General features: G+C 39.9%; 16 protein-coding genes and 1 tRNA gene. 6 read left to right on the top strand and 11 right to left on the bottom strand.

Features of this window, described 5'->3' with window-relative positions:
* Positions 1-469: 469 nt before the first annotated feature.
* Positions 470-1,568, bottom strand: a protein-coding gene (gene prfB / locus G322_RS0111330; RefSeq protein WP_156873956.1) for a peptide chain release factor 2 whose coding sequence is annotated in 2 segments (ribosomal slippage) — positions 470-1,492 and positions 1,494-1,568 — 1,098 coding nt in all. Because the reading frame shifts where the segments join, the coding sequence is not laid out codon by codon here.
* A gap of 90 nt (positions 1,569-1,658) precedes the next feature.
* Entirely contained in the window at positions 1,659-2,132 is a 474-nt protein-coding gene (locus tag G322_RS0111325; protein WP_022941891.1) for a thioredoxin domain-containing protein, read from the bottom strand.
* Positions 2,133-2,377: 245 nt separating this feature from the next.
* Here G322_RS0111325 and G322_RS0111320 point away from each other — a divergent pair, with 245 nt between their 5' ends.
* From G322_RS0111320 to G322_RS0111300, 5 genes are all read left to right on the top strand, one after another.
* Positions 2,378-4,102 (top strand): acetolactate synthase 3 large subunit, encoded by a 1,725-nt coding sequence (locus G322_RS0111320; RefSeq protein ID WP_022941890.1) that lies wholly within the window; start codon positions 2,378-2,380, stop codon positions 4,100-4,102.
* Entirely contained in the window at positions 4,095-4,595 is a 501-nt protein-coding gene (gene ilvN / locus G322_RS0111315; protein WP_022941889.1) for an acetolactate synthase small subunit, read from the top strand. The genes G322_RS0111320 and ilvN overlap by 8 nt, the downstream gene beginning before the upstream one ends.
* A 463-nt stretch (positions 4,596-5,058) precedes the next feature.
* A complete protein-coding gene (locus G322_RS0111310) occupies positions 5,059-5,265 on the top strand; it encodes a hypothetical protein (protein ID WP_022941888.1) in 207 nt (68 codons plus the stop codon).
* The gene (locus G322_RS0111305; protein WP_022941887.1) at positions 5,265-5,720 is read left to right on the top strand and encodes a copper chaperone PCu(A)C; all 456 of its coding nucleotides are present in this window, start codon (positions 5,265-5,267) and stop codon (positions 5,718-5,720) included. Before G322_RS0111310 ends, G322_RS0111305 begins: the two co-directional genes overlap by 1 nt.
* Before the next feature lie 27 nt (positions 5,721-5,747).
* Positions 5,748-6,374, top strand: a complete 627-nt coding sequence (locus G322_RS0111300) for a TIGR04219 family outer membrane beta-barrel protein (protein WP_022941886.1) — start codon at positions 5,748-5,750, stop codon at positions 6,372-6,374.
* Between the two features lie 107 nt (positions 6,375-6,481).
* On the opposite strand, the gene G322_RS0111295 is transcribed toward G322_RS0111300, so the two are convergent.
* The gene (locus G322_RS0111295; protein WP_022941885.1) at positions 6,482-8,098 is read right to left on the bottom strand and encodes a methyl-accepting chemotaxis protein; all 1,617 of its coding nucleotides are present in this window, start codon (positions 8,096-8,098) and stop codon (positions 6,482-6,484) included.
* A gap of 165 nt (positions 8,099-8,263) precedes the next feature.
* Here G322_RS0111295 and G322_RS0111290 point away from each other — a divergent pair, with 165 nt between their 5' ends.
* A complete protein-coding gene (locus G322_RS0111290; RefSeq protein ID WP_022941884.1) occupies positions 8,264-9,538 on the top strand; it encodes an HlyC/CorC family transporter in 1,275 nt (424 codons plus the stop codon).
* Positions 9,539-9,583: 45 nt separating this feature from the next.
* On the opposite strand, the gene luxS is transcribed toward G322_RS0111290, so the two are convergent.
* The 8 genes from luxS to G322_RS0111250 form a co-directional block, all read right to left on the bottom strand.
* Positions 9,584-10,093, bottom strand: coding sequence for an S-ribosylhomocysteine lyase (gene luxS, locus G322_RS0111285; RefSeq protein WP_022941883.1), 510 nt, complete (start codon positions 10,091-10,093; stop codon positions 9,584-9,586).
* 216 nt (positions 10,094-10,309) lie between these two features.
* A complete protein-coding gene (locus tag G322_RS0111280; protein WP_022941882.1) occupies positions 10,310-10,924 on the bottom strand; it encodes a transglycosylase SLT domain-containing protein in 615 nt (204 codons plus the stop codon).
* Between the two features lie 210 nt (positions 10,925-11,134).
* The gene (gene gshA, locus G322_RS0111275; RefSeq protein ID WP_022941881.1) at positions 11,135-12,715 is read right to left on the bottom strand and encodes a glutamate--cysteine ligase; all 1,581 of its coding nucleotides are present in this window, start codon (positions 12,713-12,715) and stop codon (positions 11,135-11,137) included.
* 69 nt (positions 12,716-12,784) lie between these two features.
* Positions 12,785-13,201, bottom strand: a complete 417-nt coding sequence (locus G322_RS0111270) for a YqaA family protein (RefSeq protein WP_022941880.1) — start codon at positions 13,199-13,201, stop codon at positions 12,785-12,787.
* A gap of 285 nt (positions 13,202-13,486) precedes the next feature.
* Positions 13,487-14,617 (bottom strand): sodium ion-translocating decarboxylase subunit beta, encoded by a 1,131-nt coding sequence (locus G322_RS0111265; RefSeq protein WP_022941879.1) that lies wholly within the window; start codon positions 14,615-14,617, stop codon positions 13,487-13,489.
* Between the two features lie 98 nt (positions 14,618-14,715).
* Positions 14,716-16,494, bottom strand: coding sequence for a sodium-extruding oxaloacetate decarboxylase subunit alpha (gene oadA, locus G322_RS0111260; protein ID WP_022941878.1), 1,779 nt, complete (start codon positions 16,492-16,494; stop codon positions 14,716-14,718).
* A gap of 32 nt (positions 16,495-16,526) precedes the next feature.
* Positions 16,527-16,787, bottom strand: a complete 261-nt coding sequence (locus G322_RS0111255) for an OadG family transporter subunit (RefSeq protein ID WP_022941877.1) — start codon at positions 16,785-16,787, stop codon at positions 16,527-16,529.
* A 518-nt stretch (positions 16,788-17,305) separates the two neighbouring features.
* Positions 17,306-17,382, bottom strand: a tRNA-Arg gene (locus G322_RS0111250).

Genomic DNA, 17,382 nt, shown 5'->3' with positions numbered 1-17,382 from the left:
GTTGCGGTGCTTCTGCTTTTTTTTGCTCTGACATGCTAATTCCTATCTGTTAATAATTTGTTAAAAGAGGCACAGCTAAAGCAGCACGTCCGAACAAAACTGCATTTGGACGTAGGACTTTAGTCCTGCTTGGTTACTAAGGATCGGCTTCAAAATTACTTGTGCTTTTGTTTTCAAAATAACCCGTCATTTAGGATTGGCTTCAACATTATTTGCGATTTTGTTTTTAAAATAGCCAGTCACTTAAGGCTTTTTGGAAACAATTTATCGCAAGTTATTGTGTAACGATCCCTTCAGGATTTTTGAAAACAATTTAGCGCAGTTATTGTGTAACGATTCCTAAGGCGTAGCTAAAGCAACACGTCCGAATAAAACGCTACTTGGACGTAGAACTTATGTCTTGCCGTTGTTATTTCTACAAAGTCAAAGCAGGACTAACGTCCTGTCCTCGATGTAATTATATTTGATTTTACAAGCCCGATTTTAGACTTGCTTCAATAAATTGATTGAGTTCACCATCCAATACCCGTTGTGGGTTACGGCTTTCGATACCTGTTCTTAAATCTTTAATGCGTGCATCATCTAGTACATATGAGCGTATTTGACTACCCCAGCCGATATCTGCTTTATTGTCTTCACTGATTCTTTTCTCTGCATTTTGCAGTTGCAGTTCATGCTCATACAATTTGGCTTTTAACTGCTTCATCGCTTGGTCTTTATTTTTATGCTGAGAACGGTCATTCTGACACTGCACCACAATATTGGTGGGCAGATGTGTGATACGCACGGCGGACTCCGTGGTATTAACGTGCTGACCACCCGCGCCCGATGCGCGATATACATCAATGCGTATATCTGCTGGATTAATGTTAATCTCGATATTATCTTCAACTTCAGGATAAACAAACGCAGAAGCAAAGGAAGTATGGCGTTTACCCGATGAATCAAACGGTGATTTTCGCACTAAGCGATGTACGCCTGTTTCAGTGCGTAACCAACCAAAAGCATATTCGCCACTAAAACGAATCGTCGCACCTTTAATACCGGCGACATCACCCGCAGAAACTTCCATTAACTCGGTTTTATACCCGTTAGCTTCACCCCAACGTAGATACATGCGCAGTAGCATATTTGCCCAATCTTGTGCTTCAGTGCCGCCTGAGCCCGATTGAATATCAAGGTAACAAGAGCAAGCATCATTTTTGCCAGAGAACATACGGCGAAACTCTAATATTTCTAGTTTCTTTTCTAAGGCATCCGCTTCAGCAACCGCTTCATCGAAGCTATCTTGGTCGCTCTCTTCTACGGCCATCTCCACCAGCATCTGAACCTCTTCACGGCCAGTTTCTAACGCGTCGATGGTTTCAACGATTAGCTCTAAAGCACTACGTTCTTTACCGAGTGCTTGTGCGCGCTCAGGTTCATTCCATACTTCAGGTGATTCAAGTTCGCGTGAAACCTCTTCTAGGCGTTCAAATTTGGCATCATAGTCAAAGATACCCCCTAAGCAACTCAGCGCGCTTAGTCAGGTCTTTAATTTTATTTAAAACGGGGTTGATTTCAAACATCAATAATCTCTGCTCATTAGATGATAAAAAAGAGGCGAATTTTAACCAATCTAGGCAGAAATATATAGGGTTGAATCAAAATAAAACCAATTAAACAGACGAGGGGCGATGAGTTGCTTTTTTTCGCTTAATACGCAAATAGCGCTCTAACCAAATATGAAATTCATACTCACTAATAACACCATGTAAACGGTGATATTCAAGACCAGAGGTAAAAATAATGAAGGTGGGTATATCAAGTAGTTTATAATCGTTTGCTAATACCTGCTCTTGCTCGCTATTTATTCTTAAAAACAGCGCATCATTTTTAAAAGTATCTGCCAATGAAACAAACGTATCAGCCATATCATAACCGCTTCCCGACCATGTTCCCCAAAAATCAACCACAATGGGCAACGTTGAGTGGGTAATATACTGAATGAAGCACTTTTTATTTGCCTCAATGGGCTTTTGAGGTAAAAGCTCAGAATCACACTCGAAGCACAGTGGTAGATTTAAAAGTTCACTTTGTGATAGATTATTTAATGCTAAGCAGTGAGGACAAACAAGAACATGGTCACTCATAATCACTCTCCTTTCTTTATAAAATAGTCTACCCAATGAGAATTTTCTAATACTGAATGAATAGTTTTAATTTTAGACACCTTTTTATCACTTTAATAGGTGCAATTATTTTTCATTACAGTACAGTTAACGTCCACTTGTGACTCAAAAGTTATTGATAACGTTTGAGTGATGAACAAAGTTCGCCTCTACCCGATACAGGTAGAGAGTGACGCAATTAACCAATTGTAATAAAAGGAACAATTATGGAAATGTTATCTGGCGCTGAGATGGTTGTGCGCTCCCTAGAAGATGAAGGTATTGAACACATTTTTGGCTACCCCGGTGGCAGTGTTTTAGATATTTACGATGCTATTTTTAAAACCGATAAAATTGAACACTATTTAGTACGTCACGAGCAAGCTGCTGTACATATGGCTGATGCGTATTCGCGTGTGACGGGTAAAGTCGGCGTAGTCTTAGTTACCGCAGGTCCAGGTGCAACCAACTGTATTACCGGTATTGCAACTGCCTACATGGATTCAATTCCATTGGTGGTATTATCAGGCCAAGTTCCCACTAACTGGATCGGTGATGATGCCTTCCAAGAAACCGATATGATTGGCGTTTCCCGCCCTGTTGTGAAACATAGTTTCTTATGTCGCACGGCAGAAGAAATTCCCATTGCCATCAAAAAAGCCTTTTATTTAGCCTCAACCGGACGCCCAGGCCCAGTTGTCATCGATCTGCCAAAAGATATTCAAAGCCCTCTGCATAAGTTCCCTTATGAGTACCCAAAAACGGTTAATTTACGTTCATACAACCCAACACTAAGCGGTCATAAAGGACAAATAAAGCGCGCATTAACGGCTTTATTAGCCGCCAAAAAACCTGTTTTATATGTGGGTGGAGGCTCTGTTATCGCTAACGCTTCAAAGCAGATTTTAGCATTGGCTGAAAAGTTAAACTTACCCGTTACCAATACCCTTATGGGGCTTGGCGCCTTCCCTGGTGAACATAAACAAAATGTTGGCATGCTCGGTATGCACGGTAGTTATGAAGCAAACCTAACCATGCATAATGCCGATCTAATTTTTGCAGCCGGCGCACGTTTTGATGATCGCGTGACCAACAATGTTGACAAATTCTGTCCTAATGCAAAAATTATGCAGATAGATATCGACCCAACCTCTATTTCTAAAAACATTCATGTGGACTTGCCTATCGTTGGCTCTGTTGAAATCGTACTGCAACAGATGTTAGATCTGCTTGATGAAACCAAAGTAACGAATGACAGCGAAAGCATCAATGCTTGGTGGGATGAAATTAATGAGTGGCGCGCGAAAGATTGTTTTGCTTATGAAACATCAGACACCCACATCAAACCTCAGCAAGTTATCGAGTGTTTATACAAGGTAACCAAAGGGGACGCAATTGTGACCTCTGATGTAGGTCAGCATCAAATGTTTGCAGCCAACTACTACCCCTTTAAAGAGCCTCGTCAGTGGATCAATTCAGGCGGTTTAGGCACCATGGGCTTTGGTTTACCAGCCGCCATTGGCTGTAAAATCGCATTCCCTGATCGTCCTGTTGTTTGTGTCACTGGTGATGGTTCCATTCAGATGAATATCCAAGAGCTATCGACCTGTATGCAGTACAACATTCCAGTGGTCATCTTACTATTAAATAACCGTTCATTAGGCATGGTAAAACAGTGGCAAAAAATGTTTTACGGGGGGCGTCAGTCTCACTCTTACATGGATAGCGTACCTGATTTTGTTAAATTATCAGAAGCTTATAACCATATTGGCATTAAAGTGGATACCATTGATCAACTTGAGCCTGCACTTGAACGTGCCTTTGAACTAAAAGATCGCGTGGTATTTATTGATGTGGCCATTGATCCTGAAGAGCACGTTTATCCCATGCAAATTAAGTTTGGTAGCATGAACGAGATGTACCTAAGCAAAACGGAGAAAACAGATGCGTAGTATTATTTCAGTCTTATTAGAAAATGAATCAGGCGCACTTGCCCGTGTTGTAGGCCTCTTTGCACAACGTGGTTATAACATTGAATCGTTAACAGTTTCTCCCACCAATGATTTAACACTGTCACGCATGACCATCACCACCGAAGTAGATTGCCCGGCAACCCTTGAGCAGATGATGAAACAACTGCACAAATTGGTTGATGTGTTACGTGTTTCGGAGTTAACTGAAGGCTCGCACGTTGAACGTGAATTGATGTTACTTAAAGTACGCACACCTAATAGCGACATTCGTGAAGAGATAAAACGCAATGCAGATATCTACCGTGGCCAAATAGTTGATATCACACCCAACTTATACACCATACAATTAACAGGCGCTTGCTCTAAATTGGATGCTTTTTTAAAAACTATTGCTGAAACCAGTGAAATTGTTGAAGTGGTTCGTTCTGGTGTTTGTGGTATTGCGCGTGGAGAGAAAGCACTGCGCGGTTAATCACTAACTTAGTATAAACATAATGCAAAGTTCAGTGTTCTGGCTTTGCATTTTTTACTATTCAGCCCCTATAAAATAAGTTTCTTTTAGTAAGTGCTCAGGGCTAAGCCCTTTATGTCTAGCTCAAGGAAAAAAGCGCAGTTTAGGAATCGTTACATAATAACTTGCGCTAAATTGTTTTCAAAAAGCCTGAAGGGATCGTTATACAATAACTTGCGACAAATTGTTTCCAAAAAGCCTTAAGTGACTGGCTATTTTAAAAACAAAATCGCAAGTAATGTTGAAGCCAATCCTAAATGACTGGTTATTTTGAAACCAAAAGCGCAAGTAATTTTGAAGCCGATCCTTAATGATTTAAATGAGCATTTTTTAACGAAGACAAATATGTATGGTACATATTTGATAAGCTTAAATGGCAACGATCTGAGTAGTTACTGTATTTTTTTATTGTTAAGGAGAGATTATGTTTGAATTAGCGGCACTTTTATTATCCGCATTTGTACTATTTATGTTTGGTATCTCGGTGATTAGTTTAAGTGTGATTGCACTGATATTGGTGTTGAGTTTTTTCCTGCTCAGCGCCTTCTCATTTATTTTTAAATTTGGCTTTTGGATATTACTTGCCCTTGGCCTCTATTATTATTTTTTCAAAAAAGACGGAAACAGATAATGAAATTAGCTAGCACCCTACTACTTACCAGCACACTGCTATTCAGCCACCTTATTAGTGCTGATACGTTCACCATTGAAAATGCTCATGTACGCGCAACCCCACCACATACTCAAAATAGCGCAGCCTTTATGTTGATTAATAATCACAGCGACAAATCGGTTAAGTTAGTGGCAGCCAGCAGTGATATTGCAGCCCGTGTAGAGCTACATAGCCACACGATGAGCGATGGCATGATGAAGATGCGTCAAGTAGATGAAATAGTGATTCTGGCGAACGATAAAGTTGAACTACGCCCAGGTAGCTTTCATGTGATGTTTTTAGGTTTAAAATCGCCGCTTAAAGCGGGTGAAAATGTGATATTCAAACTTTATTTTGATAATGGTGATGAGATTATTGTTGACGCACCCATTAAAAAAATTACTATGCAAAAGAAAATGAAACATAATAACTAATATTTGGAACTGACTTTGAAAACAATAATGAAAAAACAAATTTGTGCAGTCGCAATTGCAAGCGCTATCAGCATGCCCGTCATGGCGGACTTTTTAGGCGTTTACGCGGGTATTGATTATCGTACCACGACAACAAGTTACAGCAGTATCGATAGTGATTTTGAAGATACCAATAACTTATCTGGCTATATTGCGCTTGAGCACTTTATTCCACTGATCCCGAATGTGAAATTAAAATATTCAGATTTAAGCACTACAAGCGCAATGGGTGGCAACGAACCATCAAGCTCAGCAGTTAATGGTATCTTATATTACCAACTATTTGATAACGGACTCTTCGAATTTGATTTTGGTTTAGCTTATACAGCCGTTGAAGATATTAAAAGTCAAAGTGCTGATTTAGGTCAAGCCTACGGAGCCGCTAAAATCCACGTACCAGGTACAGGTATGCATGCTTTTGCAGAGTTGATTGGTGGCTCAGTAACCGATGATAACGCAACAGATGCAGAGTTGGGCTTAGCTTATACCTTCAACCCTGATTCTATTATCATGAACTTCTCTGTACGTGCAGGTTATCGCTATCAAGAGATGAAGATCAACGATCGTACACAAGAAAACAAAGGCTTATTTGCGGGTATTGAAGCTCATTTCTAAGCGTTCACCCGTTTCTCTTTTATAAAGAGAACAAGCCTCAAAACAAAAAGCCCCTGACTAAAAAAATAGTCAGGGGCTTTTTTAATTATCACTACATGTGAGTATGATTATAAACGAAATGAAGCTAACTCTTTTTCCAGATTAGCCGCCGCAGTGCGCATATTTTCAGTTGACTGTTTTGCCCCAGACGCGATTTCACTGCCATTACGCGCATTATCCGAAATAGTGCTAATGCGCTGTGAAATATCATCACCAACACGCGATTGCTCGCCCGCCGCCTCGGCAATATGATGGCTCATCTCTGTAATTGTAGATAAAGACTCTGCAATGCGCCCTAACGCTTCTGCACTCTCTTCAGACTTCTCAACCGTTGTTTGACTATTTTCAATACTCATATTGATTGAAGAGACGGCACGTGTTGATGCACTTTGTAAACGCTCAATCATACCTTGAATCTCGGTGGTACTATCTTGTGTACGTCCCGCTAGGCTACGTACTTCATCTGCAACCACCGCAAAACCGCGACCTTGCTCACCCGCTCGCGCAGCTTCAATAGCCGCATTTAATGCCAATAAGTTAGTTTGCTCAGCAATGCCACGAATTACATCAAGTACCGAGACGATATTATCCACATCACCACCTAACTCTTTAATCACTTCACCCGCTTCACTTACGCGTGTTACTAGCGTCATCAGTGATGCTGAAGAGGCTTCGCTTAATGCACGCGCTTGCTCACCTTCTTTATCGGCTTGTTGTGTTGCATGTGCAGTATTTTGTGCATGTTCAGAAACCGTTTGCGAAGAGCTGGTCATTTCGACCATTGCTGTGGCCACCATATCCGTTTCACTATTTTGAGATTGTGAAACTTGATCCATCTCTTGAGTGCGACGATCAGCCTCATTGAGCTCTGCACGAAATCCCTCTACCAATTGATTCACTGACAGTAACATATGATGAAGGGAAGCTTTCATCTTCAAGGTTGAGCCATATATACTCTCAGCAGGCACGCCTGAATCATCCACTTGAAAAGCTAAATCGCCTTGTGATACTTTTTGCACAACCGCTAACACCTCTGCAGGCTCACCACCTAATACTCGTAAAAGATCGCGTACAAAAAAGAATAATAGAATAGAGACAATCACCGCTAAAGCTAATGTTTCCATAACCATCCATTTAGCAGTCGACCAAAAACGAGCATCCGTTTCTGCATCACTAATACCAGTACCGACAACCCAACCCCATTTAGGTGATTTTTGAGCAACAGAGGTGATCATCACCACGGTACCATCACGCTCAGAACTCCAAAGGTATTTAGCAATACCAGACCCTTGATTTACAGCAGCGAGTAGGATATCAGCAACACTCGCACCGTTGGCATCTTTAAAATCATGAAAGCTGGTTCCATGTAGTTGTGGATCAAGTGGCGCAGCAACAAAGTCCATTTTTTCATCAGCCACATACACATACTCATTCTCTTTATATTTGTTTTCTCTAAGAATTTGTGTGGCAATTTTTTTAGCTTCAATAACAGAAATATCACCATTGGCGGCCATATTTTCGAGCTGTACAACGGTATTGTATGAACTCTTTAAAAGCTGATAAACACGTGCTTCATTATCTGATTCACTGGCAATTTTTAAGGTTATTAAACCACTTGATGAAAGTAGTAACATAGCGATAAAAATCAACATTGAGGCCAAGGTAAATTTTAATTTGAGGGTCATGAGTGTTCCTTTTCAGATGAACTAATACAGTAATTAAATTAAAAGTAGTTCAATATCTTATCGCTGTCCTCAAATCTTTATAAGATTAGCCCCGATCTTCTTTGTTTTATCTGTTTTTCTTCGCTAATATCGGTTAACTCACACTCGCTACTAAAAGAGAATATTTTGAACGACATACCTACTAGTGCTTTATTGATAACTCTTATCATTTTAATTGTTATCTCTGCTTATTTTTCTAGCTCAGAAACGAGCATGATGACGCTTAATCGTTATCGATTACGCCACATGGCAAAAGATAAACACAAAACAGCAATGCGCGTTGAAGCGTTATTAAATAAGCCTGACAAACTGATCGGCTTGATCTTAATTGGTAATAACCTGGTGAATATTTCAGCCTCGGCGTTAGCCACTATTTTAGGCCAACGGTTATTTGGGGATGCAGGTATCGCAATCGCAACAGGTATTTTAACATTAGTGATCCTTATTTTTGCAGAAGTTACCCCAAAAACATTAGCGGTACTTTACCCAGAAAAAATCGCTTTCCCCAGCTCTTTCATCTTACAACCACTACAAAAATTATTAAGCCCAATCGTATGGTTTATCAATGGCATCTCTAATGGCTTATTACGACTTTTTGGCGTTAATGTTAATCACCAAAATAATAATGCACTTTCCAGTGATGAACTACGTTCAGTAGTGCATGAGGCAGGCTCAATGATTCCAGCGCATCACCAACAGATGTTACTGAGTATTTTAGAGCTAGAAAAAGTGACGGTTGATGAGATAATGATCCCACGTAATGAGATTGCGGCTATCGATATTAACCAAGATTGGGAAACTATTTTAAAACAGTTAAGGCATCGCACTCATACCATGACCCTGCTATACCGCAATACCATTGATGATGCGATCGGCTTTGTACATGCGCGAGATTCGCTATTGATTCTTTTAAAAGAGGATTTTAGCAAAACCACACTGCTACGTAGCGTACGTGAACTCTATTTTATTCCTGAAGGAACACCGCTCAATACCCAGCTGATTAAGTTCCAACACAATAAAGAACGTATCGGTTTAGTGGTTGATGAATATGGTGATATTCAAGGCTTAGTCACACTAGCCGATATTTTAGAAGAGATTGTCGGTGATTTTACCACAACACGTGAACCAACAAGCTCACAGGAGATACACAAGCAACATGATGACTCTTACATTATTGAGGGTAGCTTAGGTATTCGTGATATTAATAAGGAGATGGGTTGGACTCTGCCGACCGATGGCCCACGTACTTTAAATGGGTTGATTTTAGAACATTTAGAGGCCATTCCAACGGGGAAAATTAGTGTACGTATTTATGGCTACCCAATGGAAATTTTGGAAGTAGAAAATAATATGGTTAAACTGGTTAAAGTGATACCACATCTTTATAGTGAAGAAAGTTAACCCATGAAAAAAGCGAGAAGTTTAAAAACATCTCGCTTTCTAACCTTAAAGCGTATTTAGTTGCTCATCACTCAGTGCAATATCATCATTCTTATTCACACCAATACCTGCATCAATAATCGCTTGCGCAATCGCTTTTGCTTCTTCTAAAGAGTGCATCAAATAAGTACCACACTGATATTCGTTTAATTCTGGAATATCATTTTGTGCTTTCACTTTTAAGACATCTTGCATTGAGTTAAGCCATGCTTCACCCACTTGTGATTCTGTCGGCGAGCCAATTAAACTCATATAAAAACCAGTACGGCATCCCATTGGTGAGATATCGATAATCTCGACACTGTCACCATTTAAGTGATCTCGCATAAACCCAGCATAAAGATGCTCAAGTGTATGGATACCTTTTTCTGATAAGATATCTTTGTTGGGTGCGGTAAAACGCAGATCAAACACTGTGATGGTATCTTTACCAGGTGTTTGCATTTTTTTAGCAATACGCACAGCAGGTGCATTCATAATGGTATGATCAACGGTAAAACTGTCTAATAGTGGCATAGGGTTATCCTTGTAATGCTTTAATAAAACGCTTTGATATAAGTGGTTTCTTGTATTAAGGATTGGCTTCAATATTACTTGCGATTTTGTTTTTAAAATAGCCAGTCATTTAAGGCTTTTTAGAAACAATTTATCGCAAGTTATTTTGTAACGATTCCTAAAGAGCAGGACTAAAGTCCCACTTCCAAAATATCTGTTAGCTGAAGCTCTTTTCCATCAAGTAAAGAACAGTCTCCATAACCAACTTGAATCTAAATTTTCTTGGCACCCACGTAATTGAGCCGCATACTCTTTAGAGCGCCTATCTACTTTACGAGAGACTTTAATTAGCCAAGGTTTCTTATTATAACTCTTGTTTTTATAACCGCCCCACCCTTCATGATAATTCAGGTATTGAGCGTAAGCATCCCACTTGGAAACACCATTAATTTTCTGCGTTTTATGGGTAAACCAGCCCATAAAATCAATGGCATCTGCAAAATCATCACGATTTGCCCAGCTATTACCTGTTTCGCGCTGATAGTCGCTCCATGTCATGGTTTTTGCTTGTGCGTAACCGTAAGCATCACTAGCACGGCCAATAGGAATAAACCAAAAATACTGCATCGGAGGAGCTGCATTATGCTTAAAGCTACTCTCTTGATACATCATCGCAAGGGGTACATGAATAGGCGTTCCCCAGGTGTCTTTCATGTCTTTTGACGCACTATACCAATCACGATGCTCAAAAAATATCTCACAAATATTGTCAGGATTTTTAGGCGGAGGCGTTGCACAACCCGCTAAAATTAAAAGGCTGAATATAATAATTAACTTTTTTTTAATTTTCATTGAACTTAACCCTACAGAGACAGACTAATCATTTACAAATGTAACAATCTTTAAATAAATACCTTAAATAAATAGTTCAAACAACGTTGACTAACCATCAACTGATGAACAAAAAAGTCGGTCTAACCAACCGTTAGCTAAACAAACGGCCTAACCAACCAAAAACATAATATTCCTTATTTTAAAGCCTCTCATTTGAGAGGCTTTTTTTTATGCTTTTTCTGAATGGATAAAATAATTCTGTAAATAATCATCAAAGCTTAAAATGTCTGATAACTCAATTTGTTGTTGCTTTTTAATCGACTCAATTTTTTGATCTTGAAAATATTGGTCAGACCAAATTTGATAAGGTTGCTCAATAAGCTCTTTTTTGTACAACTTAGATAAAGCAAGTGCCAAGGGGCCATTATCAGAGTCTTGCTCGATAATATTCTCAAGAACACGCGCGGAACTGGTTAACTCCGGGGAACTAAAACGTGGTGCAATATGGTCGATTGCTGCTTTATAGCGCTCTTCATTACCACTTTTATCCAAGACCACGGCAAGTTCTTTAAGCTCATCGGTAAGCCATTCACCCCACTGAGCAACAGAGTTTGTTTTACCGTCTATCTCAAGTTGCAAGCGAGGGTTTCTCCCTTCTGTAACAATGGCACTTAAATTTTCCGCAAAGTGTTGAGATGCTTGCGCTGAAATTTCAGCGGAAGGTTTAATCGCACACCAGGTTAAAAACAGATCTAAAAAGTTAACTTGCTCTTCAGTAATGCCGACTTTTGAAAACGGGTTTACATCTAAAGAGCGGATCTCAATATATTCAATGCCACGTGCGTTAAGTGCTTGTGAAGGGGTTTCCCCACTTTTCTGAACACGTTTAGGACGAATAGAGGCGTATAACTCATTTTCAATCTGCAAAACATTATCGTTAAGCTGAATATAGTTGTTAGCTGATTTTACACCAAGATTTTTAAATTCAGGGGCTTTTTTATGCAACGCTTGACGCACCGAAGCAATATAGTTTTCCACACTGTTGTAACAGATATTCAATGAGGATTGTGCGCTATTGGTATAACCCAAATCACTTAAACGTAGCGAGGTTGCATAGGGCAGATAAATGGTCCCTTTGCCGACTTTTTTAAACTTAAGGTGAGTCTCTTTCCCCTGTAAGAATGATTGACACAATGCAGGTGATGCACCAAAGAGATAAGGGATAACCCAGCCATAACGAAAATAATTACGCACTAAGCCTAAATAACCTGCAGATTGTGCCTCTTTATCGGTTAATTCGGACTGATGGATTTCACTCCATGTTTCCCAAAACGAAGCGGGCAACGAAAAGTTGTAATGCACGCCAGAAATTATCTGCATCATGCTACCGTAACGATTTTTTAACCCTTGTCTATATGCGGTTTTCATTGTTCCAACATTAGAATCACCATATTGTGCCAACTCTATATTATCTTCACTTTCAACAAAACAGGGCATGCTAATAGGCCACAATGTTTCATCGTTTTCTAAGTGTTTGGCTGCGTAATGGTGGATATCATTCAAGTAATCAAAAAGCTGCTCTACATTTTTGGCAACAGGGGTGATAAATTCCAGTAAACTTTCTGCGTAATCGGTTGTGATAGAGGTATGACAAAGCGCACTACCGAAGGCATAAGGATGCTTGCCCTCTGAAAGTTTACCATCAGGCTGAACACGTAATGCTTCGCGTTCAATGCCACGACCAAAACCAACCAATGCATATGATTGCTGCGTTATTATATTTAAACGTTGCTGAAAATCGAGAGACAAGAGCAAACCCTTTAAAATGATAAAAAGAGGATGCAGAATACCTTAAAAAAGGCACTACTTACAAGTGACTTATATAAAATAGAGAGTGCCAATGATAATCAAAGCGTAGCGTAATGCTTTACCTGTGATGATAAGCAATAACGATTTTAAAATAGATAACTTTAACCAACCGGCCACTAAGGGAAGCAGATCGCCCACAATAGGCAACCAGCTTAAGAGAAGTGAATAAACACCGTATTGTTTACAAAAGTCTGTCGCTTTTTTATGCTTAGCCTGCGCTTTCTCTCTACCCCAATAAAAGTAATAACCCATCAAATAGGTAAACATTGCGCCTAGGCTATTACCCACTGTCACAGCAATGAAATAGCGGTACATATTATCAGGACTATTTTTCAGATAATAAATTAACAGTAACTCAGACCCGCCAGGCAAAAGTGTCGAAGAGATAAATCCGCTAATAAAAAGGGCCAGTAACTCAGAAAACAAATAACAACTCCATTAAAAAAGGCCACTTAAATAAGTGACCTTTAGTATTTTGTAAGAATGAGGCTGTAGCTGTTTAGGGCTAAGCCCTTTAGGACTAGTTCAAGGCGAAAAATCGCAGTTTACTCGTTAAAATACTTGGTACATCCTGTACTACGCCCTGCGGGCCATCCTACGGATGTTCAAATTCATTTCCGATGAATTTGTAAGCATTTTTCAACACGGTTATCAGCAGATAACTGAAACTTTACTGTAATAAAGCTTAAATGATGACGACCTGAGCAGTTACTAACCAACTAGTGCTAATAACACACCCGCGGCAACCGCACTACCGAGCACACCCGCCACGTTTGGCCCCATTGCGTGCATCAGTAAGAAGTTATGTGGATTCGCTTCTAAACCGACCTTATTCGCAACACGTGCGGCCATCGGAACGGCAGAAACACCGGCAGCACCAATCAGAGGATTGATCGGATCTTTAGAATACTTGTTCATTATTTTTGCCATAATAACACCCGATGCCGTACCGATTGAGAATGCAATCGCACCTAGCCCTAAAATACCTAGTGTTTCTAAATTCAAAAATGATTCTGCTGAAAGTTTTGAACCAACGCCTAATCCTAAGAAGATAGTCACGATATTAATTAACTCATTTTGTGCCGTTGAGCTTAAACGATCTACCACACCCGATTCACGCATTAAGTTACCTAAACAGAACATACCGACTAACGGTGTTGCCGCAGGCAAGAACAGAATGGTCATCATTAACACAACAAGCGGAAAGATAATTTTCTCTTTTTTGCTCACAGGACGTAACTGTTTCATTTTAATCGCACGCTCTTCTGGCGTTGTTAAAGCACGCATGATTGGCGGTTGAATAAGAGGCACTAACGCCATATATGAATAGGCTGCAACGGCAATCGCACCCAGTAAATCAGGCGCAAGCTTAGAGGCCAAGAAGATAGCCGTTGGCCCATCTGCTCCACCAATAATCGCAATGGCGGCAGCATCTGTCATGCTGAACTCCATGCCCGGTACATAATTAAGCAAAATAGCACCAAATAGTGTGGCAAAAATACCAAACTGGGCAGCAGCCCCTAAAAACAGTGTTTTAGGGTTTGCGATCAACGCACCAAAATCAGTTAATGCCCCCACACCCATAAAGATAATCAGCGGGAATACACCCGTTTCAATACCAATATGGTAGATGTAATAAAGTATGCCACCTTCATCATTAAAACCAGCATTGGGAATATTGGCTAACACAGCACCAAAACCAATCGGCAATAATAATAGTGGTTCAAATTTTTTCACAATCGCGAGGTATAATAATAAACAACCTACCGAGATCATCACTAAATCAGGAAACTCAAAATGAGCAATTCCTGTATCGTTCCAAAGTGTAATTAATCCATCCACTTTTATATCTTCCTTAACCAATAACTACTTTAACACCCTAAAAAAAGGGAATTTTTACAAATAACTTAACACTCAGAGCGAAGCCTGAGCCATGACGATTAACCGATAGTAAACAGAATTTCACCCACAGCCACTGCATCACCTTCTCTGATTAAAACAGAGTGCACAACACCTGATTTTGGCGCACGGATCTCTGTTTCCATCTTCATTGCTTCCATCACAAGTAATACATCACCTTCATTCACTTGCTCACCCTCAGTAACCAATACATTAAAGATGTTACCCGCTAATGGTGCAGGAATATCTTCGCCTGCAGCTACATGTGCCTCAGAAACGGCCGTTAACGGTGTTGCAGTGCTATTGCTTGCAGTAATACCATCGATGCTACCTTCAGGGCCAACTTGTACATTAAATAGCTGTCCATCAACGGCAACAGAATATGTTTTAGGCTCCGATGCTTTAGGCGTATTAGCAACTATTAAATCATCAGCGCTTGGTACTGGTTCAAAAGCATCTGGGTTGTTACGGTTTTCTAGAAACTTAAGACCAATCTCAGGGAATAACGCGTAGATAAGTGCATCATCAATCTCTTGCTCAGCAAGTTTAATGCCTTTTTTAGCGGCCACTTTTTTCAGTTCCGCTTCAATCGTTTTCATTTCAGGTTTAATGTTGTCAGCAGGACGACAAGTGATCGCTGTTGCGCCGTCTAATACTTTTGCTTGTAGTTCAGCATCAACGGGAGCAGGTGTCGCGCCATATTCGCCTTTTAGTACACCCGCAGTCTCTTTAGTAATTGTTTTGTAACGCTCGCCCATCAATACATTGATCACCGCTTGTGTGCCAACAATTTGTGACGTCGGTGTTACTAATGGAATAAAACCAAGGTCTGCACGTACACATGAAATCTCTTTTAAGACTTCATCCATCTTATCCGCTGCGCCTTGCTGTTTAAGCTGGCTTTCCATGTTAGTTAACATGCCACCGGGTACTTGTGCGATGAGAATACGTGGATCAACACCTTTTAACTCACCTTCAAATTTTACGTACTTTTTACGTACTTCTTTAAAGTAAGAAGATATATCAGCCAGTTTTTCTAGTTCAAAACCGGTATCACGCTCTGTCCCCTCAACAATAGAAACCAGTGTCTCTGTTGGTGAATGACCGTAAGTCATACTCATTGAAGAGATAGCGGTATCGATAATATCAATACCTGAATCAATGGCGATCTGTTGCGTCGCTAAACTTAACCCTGTTGTCGCATGGCAATGTAACGCTAATGGGATATCAATTGCACTTTTGATCTTAGTGATTAACTCTTTCGCTGCATAAGGTTTTAACAGACCCGCCATATCTTTAATACAGATTGAGTGTGAACCCATATCTTCAAGACGCTTGGCCATATCAACCCAACCATCAATGCTATGCACATCACTGGTTGTATAAGAGATAGTACCCTGTGCATGTGCACCAATTTTAACCGCATGTTTAATCGCAGTTTCAAAGTTACGTACATCGTTCATCGCATCAAAGATACGGAACACATCAACACCATTAGTGTGTGCACGTTCAACAAACTTTTCAACCACATCATCCGCATAATGACGGTAGCCTAATAGATTTTGACCACGTAATAACATCTGTTGTGGTGTATTTGGCATCGCCGCTTTCAAAGCACGGATACGATCCCATGGATCTTCGCCTAAATAACGAATACATGAGTCAAATGTTGCGCCACCCCAAGTTTCTAAAGACCAGTAACCGATTTTATCGAGTTTCTCTGCAATCGGTAGCATATCGTCGATACGCATACGTGTTGCAAATAATGATTGGTGTGCGTCACGTAATACAACTTCGGTGATCGCCAATGGCTTAGACATATTCACTTGCTCCTTCATTTGTTCGTTTCCCATTATGCTACTTCAGCTTTACGATATTGCTGCACAGCACTGGTAATGGCAGCGATTAATTGTGGATTAATTTCCGATGTTGAAGTACTAGCCGTAGCTAGTTTTTTCTGAGGTACACGTTTTTTTATAACGGGTTCATCCGCAGGAATATATTTTGCCATTAACTTAACGGCAATCATTAATAAACCTAAGAATGAAAAGACAAAAGTCATCCCTAATCCAAATAGTGTCATTGCTTGAAATAACGACTCAGTAATATCCATACTTGCTTATCCTTTTTGCACTCGATGGGTGCCTCTTTTAGAAACAATTCAAATAAGTGAATATTTATTCACAATCAAACTGTATTTAACGCCTTAATAAACGATGATTAATCATCAAAAGAAACAACGCTAAAAGCAGAAACAATGCGCTTGCCCTTAATACCTGCGAGTACAAACAGCGAGTAAAAAGAATAAACTGCATTTTCAAAAAGGCACATTATACGGGTTTTGGCTGAAAATTGGAAGTGGTCAGCGCTTCAGGGCGATACCGACATATTTTTTGGCTACAACTAAGCACGGTATATGCTACGGGAGAAAGCGAGCTCAACGGTCCATCTATTGGGTAATAAGATATAAGCTTTTAGAATGATCAAACACGCAAAAACACCAATGAATAAATAGGTTTTTTATTCATAACAATCAAATATTTATGCAATAAATAAGTTATAAAATAAATTTTGATGTTTAAGGAAGCTATTTTAATTTTTTATAAGGGAAATGATAATATTGTATAAAGATGGTGCGGGTGAAGGGATTCGAACCCCTGACCGCCTGGTTCGTAGCCAGGTACTCTATCCAGCTGAGCTACACCCGC

It is taken from the genome of Psychromonas hadalis ATCC BAA-638 (assembly GCF_000420245.1).
Taxonomy (GTDB): Bacteria; Pseudomonadota; Gammaproteobacteria; order Enterobacterales; family Psychromonadaceae; genus Psychromonas; species Psychromonas hadalis.
Note: the sequence above shows the minus strand (reverse complement) of the source record. Positions and strands in the feature narration are given on the sequence as shown.

What these genes read in the sequence shown, in the direction of transcription:
- G322_RS0111325 (WP_022941891.1), bottom strand. Translation starts at nt 2,132, where the DNA reads ATGAGTGACCATGTTCTTGTTTGTCCTCACTGCTTAGCATTAAATAAT.
- G322_RS0111320 (WP_022941890.1), top strand. Translation starts at nt 2,378, where the DNA reads ATGGAAATGTTATCTGGCGCTGAGATGGTTGTGCGCTCCCTAGAAGAT.
- ilvN (WP_022941889.1), top strand. Translation starts at nt 4,095, where the DNA reads ATGCGTAGTATTATTTCAGTCTTATTAGAAAATGAATCAGGCGCACTT.
- G322_RS0111310 (WP_022941888.1), top strand. Translation starts at nt 5,059, where the DNA reads ATGTTTGAATTAGCGGCACTTTTATTATCCGCATTTGTACTATTTATG.
- G322_RS0111305 (WP_022941887.1), top strand. Translation starts at nt 5,265, where the DNA reads ATGAAATTAGCTAGCACCCTACTACTTACCAGCACACTGCTATTCAGC.
- G322_RS0111300 (WP_022941886.1), top strand. Translation starts at nt 5,748, where the DNA reads ATGAAAAAACAAATTTGTGCAGTCGCAATTGCAAGCGCTATCAGCATG.
- G322_RS0111295 (WP_022941885.1), bottom strand. Translation starts at nt 8,098, where the DNA reads ATGACCCTCAAATTAAAATTTACCTTGGCCTCAATGTTGATTTTTATC.
- luxS (WP_022941883.1), bottom strand. Translation starts at nt 10,093, where the DNA reads ATGCCACTATTAGACAGTTTTACCGTTGATCATACCATTATGAATGCA.
- G322_RS0111280 (WP_022941882.1), bottom strand. Translation starts at nt 10,924, where the DNA reads ATGAAAATTAAAAAAAAGTTAATTATTATATTCAGCCTTTTAATTTTA.
- oadA (WP_022941878.1), bottom strand. Translation starts at nt 16,494, where the DNA reads ATGTCTAAGCCATTGGCGATCACCGAAGTTGTATTACGTGACGCACAC.
- G322_RS0111255 (WP_022941877.1), bottom strand. Translation starts at nt 16,787, where the DNA reads ATGGATATTACTGAGTCGTTATTTCAAGCAATGACACTATTTGGATTA.